We start from the raw sequence: 13,432 nt of genomic DNA, 5'->3' as shown, positions 1-13,432 counted from the left end.
TAGGCGCGCGGGTTCCTCACTGCGGCCGGCCGGCGCCCGGCCACAGGCCGACCAGCGCGATCACGCAGACCGCCAGCATCGCCACGGTCAAGCTGTACAGACCGGCGTCGACGAGATTCTCCTGCCACGCGGCGCCATGGTGACCGGCCCCCACGATCGGAGTCGTCCGGCCGGTGCCGAAGATCGCTGCGGCCAGGGTGGTAGCCCAATTGGTATAGGTGCCGTAGAGCACCAACCAGAACAGCGCCGTCAGCCAGCGCGCCGAGAGCCGCAAGCGGCCCCACAACAGACCGAGCACCACGAGGAACACGCCGTTCATCACGCCTTCCAGATGCGAGGACAACCCCATCCGCGGGTTGTTCATCGGCCCGGTCACCAAACCGGTGAGCAAACCCAGCAGGAACAGCAACACGCCGAACCACAGCAGGAGCCGGCCCTTGTCGACATATCTCATCGGCCCTCCTCGCATCAGCCGCCAACCACGACATTATTCCGTCGGGCGCATTGCCAACCGGATTGGCGGAGGCCGCCTTAATGTCATCGACATGGGCCCCAAGCCGCGCATCTCCCCCGTCCGCTGGCGGCCCCCGCCGTCGCGCCCGCTGCCCCCGCCCGACCCGATGCCGAAGCTGACCGTCGTCGAGATCCCCGGCACCGCCGCCGAAGACGTCGTCGTCGACGCCGACGGCGCCATCTGGACCGGTGTCGAGGACGGCCGCATCATCGCGGTCGGTCCCGGCGCCGCCGCGCCGCGGGTGATGACCGACACCGGCGGGCGCCCGCTCGGGCTGGCCTTCACCCGCGATCACCGGCTGCTGATCTGCGACAGCCACCGCGGCCTGCTGCGCTTCGACCCGAAATCCGGGCAACTGGAAACCCTGGTCAGCCATGTGGCCGGCCGGCCGCTGACGTTCTGTTCAAATGCGGTCGAAGCATCCGACGGCACCATCTACTTCACCGAATCCACCGACCGGTTCCGCTACGAGTACTACAAGGCCTCGGTGATCGAGGCCCGCGCCAGCGGCTCGCTGCTGCGGCGCACCCCCGACGGCGCGACGACGGTGCTGGCGTCGGGCCTGCACTTCGCCAACGGGGTGACGCTGACCGCCGACGAATCGGCGGTGGTGTTCGCCGAGAGCACCGGGTGCCGGTTGTCCAAGTACTGGCTGACCGGGCCGCGAGCCGGTTCGATCACCGGGCTGGTGAGCGAGTTGCCCGGCCATCCGGACAACATCTCCACCGGGCGGGACGGCCGGATCTGGGTGGCGATGGTCTCGGATCGCAACGCGCTGTCGGAGTGGCTCTCGCCGCGCGCGCCGGTGCTGCGCACCCTGCTGTGGCGGTTGCTGCCGTATCGCTGGCTGCCGGACACCAAGTCCGGGGCGTGGGTCATCGGCTTCGACGCCGACGACGGCCGGGTGCTCAGCCAGTTCCGCAGCACCGATCCGGCGTTCGGGCTGGCCACCGGGGTAGTCGAAGCCGGCGATCGGCTGTGGCTGGGCCGGATCAACGGCCCGGGCCTGGCGTATTTTCAGTTGTAACTTCCGCACCACCAGTCACAGCGTGGCTCCCGCGGTTCGCGGCGCGGTTCGCCTACCCTGCACACACGATGACTTTTGCGCGTTCGGTATCAGCCCTGGTCGCGGTCGGTTTTCTCACCGCCGCCGCACCCCTGGCCGCCCCCACCGCGATGGCCGACCCCACTCCCGGCCTCAACGCGGCAACCGCCGGCTGCCCCTACCAGGTGAGCACCCCGCCCGCCGTCGACGCCTCGGAGGTGCCGCTGGCCGGTGAGCCGCCACTGCCGCTGCCGGTGCCGGCCACCCCGGTCGGCGGCGACGCGCTGGCCGGTTGCGGAATCGTCGTCGCGCCCGGCACCCCGCCGGTGCCCGGCGATGTCTCCGCCGAGTCGTGGCTGGTGGCCGACATGGACAGCGGGGCGGTGATCGCCGCCCGCGACCCGCACGGCCGGCACCGGCCCGCCAGCGTCATCAAGGTGCTGACCGCGATGGCGGCGATCAACGAGCTGGACCTGGCCAAGGTCGTCCCCGGCACCCAGGAGGACGCCAACGCCGAAGGCACCCGTGTCGGCGTGGGCCCCGGCGGCGACTTCACCGTCAACCAGTTGCTGCACGGCCTGCTGATGGGGTCGGGCAACGACGCCGCTCACGCCTTGGCAACCGAGCTCGGCGGCATGGACACGGCGCTGCACAAGATCAACGCGCTGGCCGCCAGGCTGGGCGGCCGCGACACCCGCGCCGCCACCCCGTCCGGGCTCGACGGGCCGGGCATGAGCACCTCGGCCTACGACATCGCGCTGTTCTACCGCTACGCCTGGAACAACCCGGTGTTCGCCGACATCGTCGCCACGCGGAACTTCGCGTTCCCCGGCTACGGCGACGTGCCCGGCTACACCTTGGAGAACGACAACCAGCTGCTCTACAACTACCCGGGCGCCCTCGGCGGCAAGACCGGCTACACCGACGACGCCGGGCAGACGTTCGTGGGCGCGGCCACCCGCGACGGCCGCCGGCTGGTGGCGGTGCTGCTGCGCGGCACCCGGCAGCCGATCCCGCCGTGGCAGCAGGCCGCGCAGCTGCTCGACTACGGCTTCGCCACCCCGCCCGGCACCCGGGTCGGCACCCTGATCGAACCCGACCCCTCGCTGGTCGCCCGGGCACCCGCCGACGGGCCCAGCCCGCAGGCGATGGTGCTGGCGCCGGCCGGCGACACGGTGCCGGTGCGGGTCGGGGTGAGCATCTTCGGCACGATCATCGTGTTCGCGCTCATCATGGGTGCGCGCGCGCTGAACCGCCGGCCGGGCCGGGCCTCGACGTGGTGAAGGCGCTACGGGCCTTCGGCGGGTTCTCCGGGCTGCTGCTGATCGCGATCGGGCTGAGCCGGATGGCGCTGTCGCTGGACTCCATTCCCGACGGCCAGGACGTCAACGCGACCGTCGACAGCGAGAGCCGGGCGGCCGGTGCGCTGTTGATCGGGCTCGGCATCGGCTATATCGAGGCGTTCCGGCGACCGCGGATCCCGGCCGGGGCGGTGCGGCTACTGGCGCTGACCATGGCGCTGCTGGGGGTGTCCCGGTTGATCTCGATGGCCGACGTGGGCATGCCCCACCCGTGGTTCACCGTGGCCTGTGTTGTCGAGTTCGTCGCGGCCGGTTTGACCTATTGGTATGCCACCCTGGCCGATCGGGGTGTGCGCTGATCCCATCCCCTACGGTGAGCTAGGTGGGCCGAATCGGGGAACTGCGCCGATCCTCGCCGCTGGCACTGCTGGTCGGGGTGGCTGCCGCCAGTGTCGGCGTGATCTACGGCTACGACCTGTCCAACATCGCCGGCGCGCTGCTGTTCATCGAGGCCGACTTCGGGCTGACCGCCGCCCAGCAGGAGATGGTGGCCACCGCAACGGTGATCGGCGAGATCGCCGGCGCCCTGGCCGCCGGGTGGCTGGCCAACGCGATCGGGCGCAAGCGCTCCATGGTCTCGGTGGCGCTGGGCTACGCGGTGTTTGCGCTGCTGGGGGCGGCGTCGACGTCGGTGTCGATGCTGACCGTGGCCCGGCTGCTGCTCGGTGTCACCATCGGGGTGTCGGTGGTGGTGGTGCCGGTGTTCGTGGCCGAGTCGGCGCCGGCCGCTGCCCGCGGCGCGCTGCTGGTCACCTACGGGGTGGCCACCGTGGTCGGGATCATCGCCGGCTACCTGTTCGCCTACCTGCTGGCCGGGGCCGGCAACTGGCGGGCGATGCTGGGGCTGGCCGCGGTACCCGCCGTGCTGGTGACGCTGCTGCTGGCCCGCATCCCCGACACCGCCCGCTGGTATCTGCTCCAGGGCCGGGTCGACGACGCGTACCGCGCCCTGCGCCGCATCGAACCCAACATCGAGGCCGCCGAACGCGAACTCGCCGAGATCGGCCGGACGCTGCAGGAGGAACGCCGCAGCGGGGTCGGGGTGCTGCGCGAGATGCTGCGGCCGCCGTATCTGCGGGCGACGCTGTTCGTGGTGACGCTGGGGTTCTTCATACAGATCACCGGAATCAACGCGATCGTCTACTACAGCCCGCGGCTGTTCGAAAAGATGGGTTTCGAAGGCGATTTCGCGCTGCTGATCCTGCCGGCGCTGGTGCAGGTGGCCGCGCTGGCGGCGATGTTCGTCTCGCTGGCGTTGATCGACCGGGTGGGCCGTCGTCCCATCCTGCTGTCGGGGATCGCCACGATGGTCGTCGCCAACGCGCTGCTGATCGCGGTGTTCGCGGCCGGCCCGGCGTTCGGTGACGCGCTGGCGGCGCTCAAGTTCGGCGGGGTGCTGCTGTTCACCGCGGGCTACACCTTCGGGTTCGGTTCGCTGGTGTGGGTCTACGCCGGGGAGGCCCTGCCGGCGCGGCTGCGGTCGATGGGATCGTCGGCGATGCTGACCTCGAACCTGGTGGCCAATGCGATTGTCGCCGGGGTGTTTTTGACCATGCTCACCGCGCTGGGCGGCGCCGGAACGTTCGCGGTGTTCGGGGTGCTGGCGCTGTTGAGCCTGGCGTTCGTGTACCGCTACGCGCCGGAGACCAAGGGCCGGCAACTCGAGGACATCCGGCATTTCTGGGAGAACGGCGGCCGCTGGCCCGCCGAAGAGCAGGTGTCGGCTGAGATCGGCGCGTCGACGTGACCGTGATCTCCGCCGGCGCCGTGGTGCTCGATGGCCGGGTCTGCCGGCCCGGCTGGGTCTCGGTGGCCGACGGGCGGATCGCCGAGTGCGGAACCGGGCCCGTGCACGCCGACATCGAGTTCGCGGATTGCGTTGTGGTACCGGGCTTCATCGACATGCACTGCCACGGCGGCGGGGGTGTCGGGTACCCCGACGGCCCGGATCGCGCGGGCGCGCTGCACGCCGCGCACGGCACCACCGGCGGGCTGGCCAGCCTGGTGAGCGCCGCCCCGGCGGTGCTGTTGGACCAGGTGCGCGTGCTGGCCGACGCCACCCGGCGCGGCGTGGTGGACGGCATCCACCTGGAGGGGCCGTGGCTGAGCGGGCACCACTGCGGCGCCCACGACCCCGCCTGGCTGCGCGCCCCCGACGACGCCGAGCTCGCTGCGCTGCTGGCCGCCGGCGACGGCGCGATCCGGATGGTGACCCTGGCACCAGAGCTGCCCGGCGGGCCGGCCATGATCCGGCGGCTGGTCGACGCGGGAATCATTGTGGCGCTGGGGCATACCGACGCCGACTACGACCAGACGCAGGCCGGGATCGACGCCGGCGCAACCGTCGGCACCCATCTGTTCAATGCGATGCGGGCGTTGCACCACCGCGACCCGGGACCGGTGCCGGCGCTGCTGGCCGATCCGCGGGTGACCGTCGAGCTGATCGCCGACGGGGTACACCTGCATCCGGCGGTGATCCGGCACGTCGTGGCGACCGCCGGCCCGGATCGGGTCGCGCTGGTGACCGATGCGATGGCCGCCGCCGGGGCCGGCGACGGGGCGTTCACGCTCGGCGGGCGTGACGTGGAGGTGGCCGGCGGGGCGGCCCGGCTGCGCGGCACGGCCACCATCGCCGGCAGCACCGCGACCATGGACCGGCTGTTCGCGACCGCGGTGAACCTGCTGGGCGGCGTCCCCACCGAGAACGACGCGGCGCTGGCCGCGGCGGTGCGCATGACCGCGACCACCCCGGCCCGGGTGCTCGGCCTCGCCGGCGCCGGGGTTTTGGCCGTCGGGTCCGCGGCTAATCTGGTGGTGATGGATGCCGACCTGCAGCTGGTGCGGGTGATGCGCCGCGGAATGTGGCTGAGGTAAGGAGAACCATGAGCGAGCCGACGATCACCGATGTCCCCGAGCAGCACCGCTATGAGATCAGCGTCGACGGCGTGCGGGCCGGGCTGGCCGCCTACCGCGACAGCGGCGATCAGCGGGACTTCCACCACACCGAGATCGACAAGGCGTTCGGTGGCCAGGGGCTGGCCACCAAGCTGATCGCCTTCGCGCTGGCCGACACCCGGGCCGCGGGCAAGCGGATCGTGCCGAGCTGCTCGTTCGTGGAGGCCTACGTCGGCAAGCACCCGGAGTATGCCGGCTGAGGTGGGGGTCAATCCACGCGCAGGTTGTCCGCCGACGTCGCCGCCCAGGCGGTGGCGAACAGGATCAGCCGGGTGGTGACGTAGGCGAACACCAGCAGGCCCAGCACCGGGCCGAACACCGCCCCGGCCGGGCCGTTGACCACCGACTGCAGATACACCGAGCCGGCCTGCTTAAACAGCTCGTAGCCGACCGCGGCGATCGCGCCGGCCCGCGCGGCGCTGGCCAGGCTGACCGACTCCCGGGGCAGCCGGGCGATCATCCAGGTGAACAACAGCCACGACACCCCTACCGCCATCCCGACCGATGCGACCCGCAACAAGGCGCCCAGCAGATCGAAGTCGGGAACACCGAGCCAGCGCAGGATCTTGCGCATCAGCTTCGGATCGGCCAGCGCGGTCAGCGCAATGGTGGCGAGCATGGCGCCGAACGCCCACACCATCGCAACCAGGTCCGACAGCTTTGACGAGACGAAACCCTGTTTTTCCGAACGTTTTTCCCACATCTCGGTTAGCGCCTCGCGCAGGTTGGCCATCCAGGTCAGGCCCACCCAGGCGGCCGTCGCCAGGCCGATGGCACCCACCGAGGCGCGCGATCCGATAGCGGTGTCCATCAAAGTCACCAGCTCGTCGCCGAACTCGCCGGGAATGGAGTGCTTGATGCGGCGCTCGATTTCGTCGAGCACCTCGGGCCGCCGCGATAGCAGGAAGCCGCCGACGGAGAACCCCACCATCGCCAACGGGAACAGCGCGAAGATGGTGTAGTAGCTCATCCCGGCGGCGAAGAAGTTGCCCTGACACTCGTCGTAGCGCTGCTGCGCCCGCATCACGTGGTCGAACCAGCCGTAACGCGACCGAAGCCGGTCGAGGATGCCCGGTTTGGACCCGTCGGCCTGGTCTGTGGCGGCGTTATTCATGACTCATGCCGGCGGCGGCAGGAATCCCACCCGGTCGTAGACCCGCGCGAGGGTGGCCGCGGCCACCGCGCTGGCACGTTCGGCGCCGGCGGCCAGCACCGACTGCAGTTCGCCCGGGTCGGCCAGCAGTTCGTCCACCCGCGCCTTGATCGGCGTCACGAAGTCGGCGACGGCCTCGGCGGTCTCCTTCTTCAGGTCGCCGTAGCCGCGGCCGGCGTAGCCTTCCACCAGTTTCTCGACGCTGTCACCGGTGATCGCCGACTGGATGGTCAGCAGGTTGGAGACCCCGGGCTTGGCCTGCGGGTCGTAGCGGATCTCGCGCTCCGAGTCGGTGACCGCCGAGCGGATCTTCTTGGCGCTTTTCGCCGGGTCGTCGAGCAGGCTGATCAGGCCGGCGTCGGTGGCCGCGGATTTGCTCATCTTCGCCGTCGGGTCGGCCAGGTCGTAGATCTTGGCGGTGGCCTTGGGAATCATCGGTTCGGGGACGACGAAGGTGTCGGGGAAGCGGGCGTTGAACCGCTGCGCGACGTCGCGGGCCAGTTCCAGGTGCTGCCGCTGGTCCTCGCCGACCGGCACCACGTCGGTGTCGTAGAGCAGCACGTCGGCGGCCATCAGCACCGGGTAGGTGAACAAGCCCACGGTCGTCGAGTCTGAGCCCTGCTTGGCCGACTTGTCCTTGAACTGCGTCATCCGCGAGGCCTGGCCGAATCCGGTGAAACAGCCCAGCACCCAGGCCAGTTCGGCATGCGCCGGTACGTGGCTCTGGACGAAGATCGCGCTGCGGGCCGGGTCGATGCCCAGCGCCAGGTACTGCGCGGCGGTCACCAGCGTGCTGCGGCGCAGCGTCTCGGGGTCCCAGCCCGGGACGGTGATGGCATGCATGTCGACGACACAGAACAGCGCATCGTGGTCGTCCTGCAGCTCCGCCCAGTGGGTGATCGCCCCCAGCGCGTTGCCGAGGTGCAGCGACGCCGAGGTGGGCTGGACGCCGGAGAAGACGACGGGGCGGGTTGCGGAAGTGCTCATGGTTTCTCGATCCTGTCACGCCGGTGCGGCGGTGGGCGCACCTGGTAACAGAGCAATCACTCTGTTATGGTGGCCGCCATGGCCCGCCCGCGTGTGCACGACCCTGGCCGGGTGCTGGACGCCGTCGAGTCGCTGACGGCGCGGTCCGGCCCGGCTGCGGTGACGATCCGGGCCGTCTCCGAGACGACCGGAGCTTCCAACGGCGCGGTCTACCACGGGTTCGGGTCGCGGGCCGGGCTGATGGCCGCGGCCTGGTTGCGGGCGGGGCGCCGGTTTTTGGACATGCAGCGCGAACTCGTCGACGGCGCGCACGACGCGGCGGCGGCCGTGGTCGCCGCCGCCGACACCCCGCTGCTCTTCGCCGAACGCCACCCGGAATCCTCGGCGCTGCTGCTGGCGATCCGGCGCGAGGAGTTACTCGCCGACGACCTGCCCGCCGACGTCGCCGAACCGCTGCACCGCCTCGACGCCGAACTGATCGGCCTGCTGATCCGGCTCGCCGCCGCGATGTGGGGGCGCCGCGACGCCGCCGCCGTCGACACCATCACCACCTGTGTGGTCGATCTGCCCACCGCGATCGTGCTCAGCCGAAACCGACTGGGCAACAACGCCGCCCGCGCCCAGCTGCACGCCGCGGTACGCGCCGTGCTGGCCGTGGGACCAGAGACCCGGAGATAAAGGAGCAACCGTGAACCTGACTTATGACGACAAGATCGCCGTGCTCGATCTCGGCGACGACGAGAACCGGTTCTCCCCGGACTTTCTCGACGAGATCGAGCGCATGCTCGACGAGGTGGTGTCCAGTGGCGCGCACGGCCTGGTCACCACCGCGGGCGGCAAGTTCTACTCCAACGGCCTGGACCTGGACTGGCTGGCCGCCCACAGCGACCGCGGCGACTGGTACGTCGGGCGGGTGCAGGCGCTGCTGGCGAAGGTGCTGACGCTGCCGATCCCGACCGCGGCGGCGGTGGTGGGGCACGCGTTCGGGGCCGGGGCGATGCTGGCGATCGCCCACGACTTCCGGGTGATGCGCGCCGACCGCGGCTTCTTCTGCTTCCCGGAGGTCGACATCCGGATTCCGTTCACCCCCGGGATGGCCGCGCTGATCCAGGCCAAGCTCACCCCGCAGGCGCAGGTGGCGTCGATGACGACCGGGCGCCGGTTCGGCGGGGTGGATGCGGCGGCGGTCGGAATCGTCGACGGCACCGCCGGCGAGGGCTTGGTGACGCCGGGGGCCGTCGAGTTGCTGCGGCCGCTGGCCGGCAAGGATCCCGGCACGCTGGGCGCGATCAAGACCGGCATGTTCGGGCCGGCGGTGGCGGCACTGACGGCGGGGTGAACAACATCGGTCCCACCCGTCACCGGCGGGCAGGTATGCGGTGATTGCCCACCTCTGAGCGACAATCGGGCCGTGCACTCCAACGCACCCGCTCGTGCGGCGACACCGGCCCGGGTTGTCGCTGTGAGGCGGGCAATCGACACACATCTCCCCCGGCGTGACGGATGCGACGGATGAGGAACCGAACCGACCGGTGCCCGGGAGTGCTGCGGCCGTGGCCCGCCGACGACGGCCTGTTGGTCCGGTTGCGCCTCGTCGGGGGACGGCTGCCCGTGGCAGCACTGGAACGGCTGCTGCGAGTCAGCGCCGAGTTCGCCGACGGCTCGATCTACCTGACTACCCGAGCCAACCTGCAGCTGCGGGGGCTGCCCGGCCGCGAGGGGCGGCTTGATCCGGCTGTCGTCGCCGCCATCGAATCCACCGGACTGCTACCGTCGCGCAGCCACGAGCTGGTCCGCAACATCCTGGTGTCCCCGCAGACCGGGTATGCCGAGGGGCGCGTCGATCTGCGCCCGGTGGCGCAGCGGCTCGATGCGCTGCTCTGTGGCGACCCGCAGCTGGGTCGGCTGCCGGGACGCTTCCTGTTTGTCCTCGACGACGGCCGCGGCGACCTGATCGACCGAACCGCCGATGCCGGGCTGGTGGCGCTCTCCGCCGCGCAGGCGCAGCTGCGGATCGGCGAGGACTGGGGTGCGGTGGTGGCCATCGCCGAGGCGGCCGAACGGCTGGCCGCGCTGGCGGCGGCATTCCAGGCCGCCCGCGGCAGCGGCCCCGGCGCGGCGTGGCACATCCGGGAGCTGCCCGATCCGCTTGCTCCCGTCGTCGCCGCCGACGCACGGCTGCCCGCACCCTCGGGTCCGCTACCCTACGGTCCGGTGCCCGGCGGCACCCACGTGCCGGTCCCCGGCGGGATACTCACGCCGGCGCAGGTGGGCTCGCTGCCGGTGCACACCGAGCTGGTGGTGACGCCGTGGCAGGGTGTCTTCATTCCCGATACACAGGAGACGAATCCGTGACGACGCCCGCTAGCCGTCCCACCAAGCGGTATTCCTACCTCGAGGACGGCCCGGCCATCTACGTGGAATCGTTCGCCACCATCCGGCGCGAGTCCGATCTGTCGCACATCCCGGCGTCGGCCGAGCGGCTCGCAGTGCGCATGATCCACGGCGCCGGGCAGACCGACGTCGCCGCCGACCTGCTCATCCACCCCGAGGCGGTGCCGGCCGGACGCGCCGCCCTCGACGCCGGCGCACCGATCTTCTGCGATGCCCGGATGGTGGCGGTCGGGGTGACCGCCGGGCGGCTGCCCGCGCGCAACGAGGTGCGCTGCCACCTGCACGACGAGCGGGTTCCGGCGCTGGCCGCCGAGTGGGGAACGACCCGCTCGGCGGCGGCGGTGTCGTTGTGGGCACCGGAGTTGGACGGTGCCGTCGTCGCGATCGGCAACGCCCCCACCGCGCTGTTTCACCTGCTGGAGCTGATCCTGGACGGCGGGCCGCGTCCCGCGGTGATCGTCGGCTGTCCGGTGGGGTTCATCGGCGCGGCCGAGTCCAAGGCGGCGTTGGCGGCGCTGCACGCCGAGCACGGCATCGACATCCCGTTCGTGACGCTGCGCGGCCGCCGCGGTGGCTCGGCCATCACCTCCTCGGCGCTGAACGCCCTGGCTTCGGACAACGAGTGAGAGACACAGCATGAGCGGCACGTTCTACGGGGTGGGCCTGGGCCCCGGCGACCCGGAACTGATCACCCGCAAGGCCGCTCGGATCATCGCCGACGCCGACGTGGTGGCCTACCACGCCGGGGTCAACAAGAACTCCTACGCGCGCACCATCGCCGCCGACCTGATCCGCGACGGCGTGATCGAGGAGGAACTGCGCTACCCGGTCACCACCGGGGTCACCGACCACCCCGGCGGCTATGCCGGGGCGCTCGCGGACTTCTACGAGACCTCCGCGTCCCGGCTGGCCGCGCACCTGAGTGCGGGCCGCACGGTGGCGCTGCTGACCGAGGGCGATCCGCTGTTCTACGGCTCATTCATGTACATGCACGACCGGCTGTCGACCCGCTTCGACACCGAGATCATCCCGGGCGTACCGGCTTTCAGCGCCGCCACCGCCGCGCTCGGCATGCCGCTGGTACGCCAGACCGACGTGCTGACCGTGCTGCCCGGCACCTTGGGCGAGCACGAGTTGGCGATGCGGCTGGCCGACACCGACGGCGCCATCATCATGAAGCTCGGCCGCACCTTCCCCGCCGTGTACCGTGCGCTGGTCGCTGCCGGCCGTCTCGAGCACGCCTACTACGTGGAGCGGGCCAGTCATCCGCAGCAGCGCTGGCTGCCGGTGTCCGCCATGGCCGAAACCGATGACGTGCCCTACCTGTCGCTGATCGTGGTCGATGGGGACTCCCGCAACGGGCAGCGCTCCCGCAAGCCGTCCGATTCAGTCCCGGAGGTCGTTGAACCCGTTACCCGGCCCGCCGAGCTGCTGGTCATCGGGCTGGGGCCCGGACCCGCGGGCTGGTTGACCACCCAGGCCGCCGCGGCGCTGGCCACCGTGGATCACGTGGTGGGTTACGGCCCCTACCTGGCGCGGGTGCCGCAGCGCGCCGGCCTGCAGCGGCACTCCTCGGGCAACACCGTCGAGCTGGACCGGGCCCGGTTCGCGCTGGATCTGGCCGCCCGTGGCCAGAAGGTGGCGGTGGTCTCCGGCGGGGACGCCGGCGTGTTCGGGATGGCCTCGACGGTCTTCGAGGCGCTGTCCGAGGCGGCCGATGATGCGCGTTACCAACAGGTTTCGGTGCGCGTGCTGCCCGGGGTGTCGGCGGTGCAGGCGGTCGCCGCGGCGGCCGGTGCCCCCATCGGCGCCGATTTCGCCGTGTTGAGCTTGTCGGATCGGCTCAAGCCGTGGTCGGTGATCGAGTCCCGGTTGCGGGCGATCGCCGACGCCGATCTGGTGCTGGCGATCTACAATCCGGCCTCGCGCGCCCGACCCGACCAGATCGCGCTGGCCCGCAAGGTGCTGCTGGAGCATCGTGACGCGGCAACTGTGGTGGTGGTCGGCCGCGACGTCGGCCGGGAATCGGAGTCGCTGACCGTGACCACGTTGGGCGAGCTGGACACCGACGCTATCGACATGAAATGCCTTGTCCTGGTGGGGTCGTCGTCGACGCGGTCGACGGGTGGACGGGTCTGGACGCCGCGATGGGTGCGCTAGCGGTCCAGTTCGTCGGCGCGGGCCCCGGAGCCGCAGACCTGCTGACGGTGCGGGCGGCGCGACTGCTGGCCGATGCCGACGTGGTGCTCTACCCGGGCAGCTACCTGGATCCGAAGGTTCTCGATCACTGTTGCGCCACCGCCGAACTCGTCGACACCGCCAAGCTGGACCTGGATGCGATCGTGGACCGGCTGGTGACAGCCCACGGGGCAGGCCGGCGGGTGGTGCGGCTGGTCTCGGGCGATCCGTCGCTCTACAGCGCGGTTTTCGAGCAGACCCGCCGACTCGATGCCGCCGGGGTGCCGTGGCAGGTGACACCGGGCGTGCCGGCCTATGCCGCGGCGGCCGCCGTGCTCGGGCGCGAACTCACGGTGCCGCTGGTGACGCAGTCGGTGGTGTTGACCCGGGTGCAGGCCGCCTCCACCGCGATGCCGCCGCGCGAATCGCTGGCCGCGTTCGCCGCCACCGGTGCCACGCTGGTGCTACACCTGGCGATCACCCGGATACGGGAGCTCATGGGCCGGCTGGAATCCGACTACGGCGCGGATTGCCCGGTGGCGGTGGTCTACCGGGCGTCACAACTCGATGAACGCGTACTGCGCGGCACGGTGGCCGACATTGCCGATGCGGTCGAAGCGGCGGGACTGCGGTCGGCCGCGGTGATCCTGGTCGGCCGCGCGGTGGCCGATCGGCCCGATCCGTGCGGCGGCGAGAGCCATCTCTACGACCCGGCGCGGGACCGGGGACTCTAACGGCAAGTACTGTCCCGCCGAACGTGTAACCACTGCGAAAAATCGCGCCGAAACTCGCAATGGTTACACGTTCGGCGGGCACGCTGTTGTTCGGCGACGGACACGCCAGCG

Annotated in this window: 15 protein-coding genes; 12 read left to right on the top strand and 3 right to left on the bottom strand. The window is 71.0% G+C overall.

Annotated elements, in window-relative coordinates; translation table 11 throughout:
- Positions 1-16: 16 nt before the first annotated feature.
- Positions 17-454, bottom strand: a complete 438-nt coding sequence (locus tag ACAG20_RS05750) for a hydrogenase (RefSeq protein WP_370491875.1) — start codon at positions 452-454, stop codon at positions 17-19.
- A 91-nt stretch (positions 455-545) separates the two neighbouring features.
- Here ACAG20_RS05750 and ACAG20_RS05745 point away from each other — a divergent pair, with 91 nt between their 5' ends.
- The 6 genes from ACAG20_RS05745 (at position 546) to ACAG20_RS05720 (ending at position 6,075) form a co-directional block, all read left to right on the top strand.
- Positions 546-1,541 carry an SMP-30/gluconolactonase/LRE family protein gene (locus ACAG20_RS05745; protein ID WP_370491874.1) on the top strand — a complete coding sequence of 332 codons (996 nt, stop codon included), beginning with the start codon at positions 546-548 and terminating at the stop codon, positions 1,539-1,541.
- A gap of 68 nt (positions 1,542-1,609) precedes the next feature.
- On the top strand, positions 1,610-2,842 hold the full coding sequence (locus ACAG20_RS05740; RefSeq protein ID WP_370491873.1) for a D-alanyl-D-alanine carboxypeptidase family protein: 1,233 nt from the start codon (positions 1,610-1,612) through the stop codon (positions 2,840-2,842).
- On the top strand, positions 2,839-3,219 hold the full coding sequence (locus ACAG20_RS05735; RefSeq protein ID WP_370491872.1) for a DUF4345 domain-containing protein: 381 nt from the start codon (positions 2,839-2,841) through the stop codon (positions 3,217-3,219). Before ACAG20_RS05740 ends, ACAG20_RS05735 begins: the two co-directional genes overlap by 4 nt.
- Before the next feature lie 41 nt (positions 3,220-3,260).
- Positions 3,261-4,667, top strand: coding sequence for a sugar porter family MFS transporter (locus ACAG20_RS05730; RefSeq protein WP_370492065.1), 1,407 nt, complete (start codon positions 3,261-3,263; stop codon positions 4,665-4,667).
- Entirely contained in the window at positions 4,664-5,794 is a 1,131-nt protein-coding gene (gene nagA, locus ACAG20_RS05725; protein WP_370491871.1) for an N-acetylglucosamine-6-phosphate deacetylase, read from the top strand. Before ACAG20_RS05730 ends, nagA begins: the two co-directional genes overlap by 4 nt.
- An 8-nt stretch (positions 5,795-5,802) precedes the next feature.
- Positions 5,803-6,075: a GNAT family N-acetyltransferase gene (locus ACAG20_RS05720; protein WP_112689512.1), complete on the top strand. Its 273-nt coding sequence runs from the start codon at positions 5,803-5,805 to the stop codon at positions 6,073-6,075.
- Positions 6,076-6,083: 8 nt separating this feature from the next.
- Here the strand turns inward: ACAG20_RS05720 and yhjD are convergent, their stop codons facing one another.
- Together yhjD and trpS are read right to left on the bottom strand one after the other, a co-directional pair.
- On the bottom strand, positions 6,084-6,989 hold the full coding sequence (gene yhjD, locus ACAG20_RS05715) for an inner membrane protein YhjD (RefSeq protein ID WP_370491870.1): 906 nt from the start codon (positions 6,987-6,989) through the stop codon (positions 6,084-6,086).
- 3 nt (positions 6,990-6,992) lie between these two features.
- Positions 6,993-8,015: a tryptophan--tRNA ligase gene (trpS, locus tag ACAG20_RS05710; protein ID WP_370491869.1), complete on the bottom strand. Its 1,023-nt coding sequence runs from the start codon at positions 8,013-8,015 to the stop codon at positions 6,993-6,995.
- Between the two features lie 78 nt (positions 8,016-8,093).
- Between trpS and ACAG20_RS05705 the strand changes: the two genes are divergently transcribed.
- From ACAG20_RS05705 to cobM, 6 genes are all read left to right on the top strand, one after another.
- Positions 8,094-8,693, top strand: coding sequence for a TetR/AcrR family transcriptional regulator (locus tag ACAG20_RS05705; RefSeq protein WP_370491868.1), 600 nt, complete (start codon positions 8,094-8,096; stop codon positions 8,691-8,693).
- Positions 8,694-8,703: 10 nt separating this feature from the next.
- The gene (locus tag ACAG20_RS05700; RefSeq protein WP_370491867.1) at positions 8,704-9,354 is read left to right on the top strand and encodes an enoyl-CoA hydratase-related protein; all 651 of its coding nucleotides are present in this window, start codon (positions 8,704-8,706) and stop codon (positions 9,352-9,354) included.
- Between the two features lie 173 nt (positions 9,355-9,527).
- Positions 9,528-10,370, top strand: a complete 843-nt coding sequence (locus ACAG20_RS05695; RefSeq protein ID WP_234825736.1) for a nitrite reductase — start codon at positions 9,528-9,530, stop codon at positions 10,368-10,370.
- Complete coding sequence (locus ACAG20_RS05690) at positions 10,367-11,035, top strand: precorrin-8X methylmutase (RefSeq protein ID WP_112688201.1); 669 nt, start codon at positions 10,367-10,369, stop codon at positions 11,033-11,035. Before ACAG20_RS05695 ends, ACAG20_RS05690 begins: the two co-directional genes overlap by 4 nt.
- Before the next feature lie 10 nt (positions 11,036-11,045).
- Entirely contained in the window at positions 11,046-12,569 is a 1,524-nt protein-coding gene (gene cobJ, locus ACAG20_RS05685) for a precorrin-3B C(17)-methyltransferase (RefSeq protein ID WP_370491866.1), read from the top strand.
- Entirely contained in the window at positions 12,557-13,321 is a 765-nt protein-coding gene (gene cobM / locus ACAG20_RS05680; protein ID WP_370492064.1) for a precorrin-4 C(11)-methyltransferase, read from the top strand. The genes cobJ and cobM overlap by 13 nt, the downstream gene beginning before the upstream one ends.
- Positions 13,322-13,432 lie beyond the last annotated feature (111 nt).

Origin of the sequence: Mycobacterium sp. pW045 (assembly GCF_041287085.1) — a bacterium.
Classification (GTDB): Bacteria; Actinomycetota; Actinomycetes; order Mycobacteriales; family Mycobacteriaceae; genus Mycobacterium; species Mycobacterium algericum_A.
This window is presented reverse-complemented; position numbering and strand designations above follow the sequence as displayed.

Bases quoted from the DNA above. Each gene is read 5' to 3' on its own strand.
- ACAG20_RS05750 (WP_370491875.1), bottom strand. From the start codon at position 454: ATGAGATATGTCGACAAGGGCCGGCTCCTGCTGTGGTTCGGCGTGTTG.
- ACAG20_RS05745 (WP_370491874.1), top strand. From the start codon at position 546: ATGGGCCCCAAGCCGCGCATCTCCCCCGTCCGCTGGCGGCCCCCGCCG.
- ACAG20_RS05740 (WP_370491873.1), top strand. From the start codon at position 1,610: ATGACTTTTGCGCGTTCGGTATCAGCCCTGGTCGCGGTCGGTTTTCTC.
- ACAG20_RS05720 (WP_112689512.1), top strand. From the start codon at position 5,803: ATGAGCGAGCCGACGATCACCGATGTCCCCGAGCAGCACCGCTATGAG.
- yhjD (WP_370491870.1), bottom strand. From the start codon at position 6,989: ATGAATAACGCCGCCACAGACCAGGCCGACGGGTCCAAACCGGGCATC.
- trpS (WP_370491869.1), bottom strand. From the start codon at position 8,015: ATGAGCACTTCCGCAACCCGCCCCGTCGTCTTCTCCGGCGTCCAGCCC.
- ACAG20_RS05705 (WP_370491868.1), top strand. From the start codon at position 8,094: ATGGCCCGCCCGCGTGTGCACGACCCTGGCCGGGTGCTGGACGCCGTC.
- ACAG20_RS05695 (WP_234825736.1), top strand. From the start codon at position 9,528: ATGAGGAACCGAACCGACCGGTGCCCGGGAGTGCTGCGGCCGTGGCCC.
- cobJ (WP_370491866.1), top strand. From the start codon at position 11,046: ATGAGCGGCACGTTCTACGGGGTGGGCCTGGGCCCCGGCGACCCGGAA.
- cobM (WP_370492064.1), top strand. From the start codon at position 12,557: ATGGGTGCGCTAGCGGTCCAGTTCGTCGGCGCGGGCCCCGGAGCCGCA.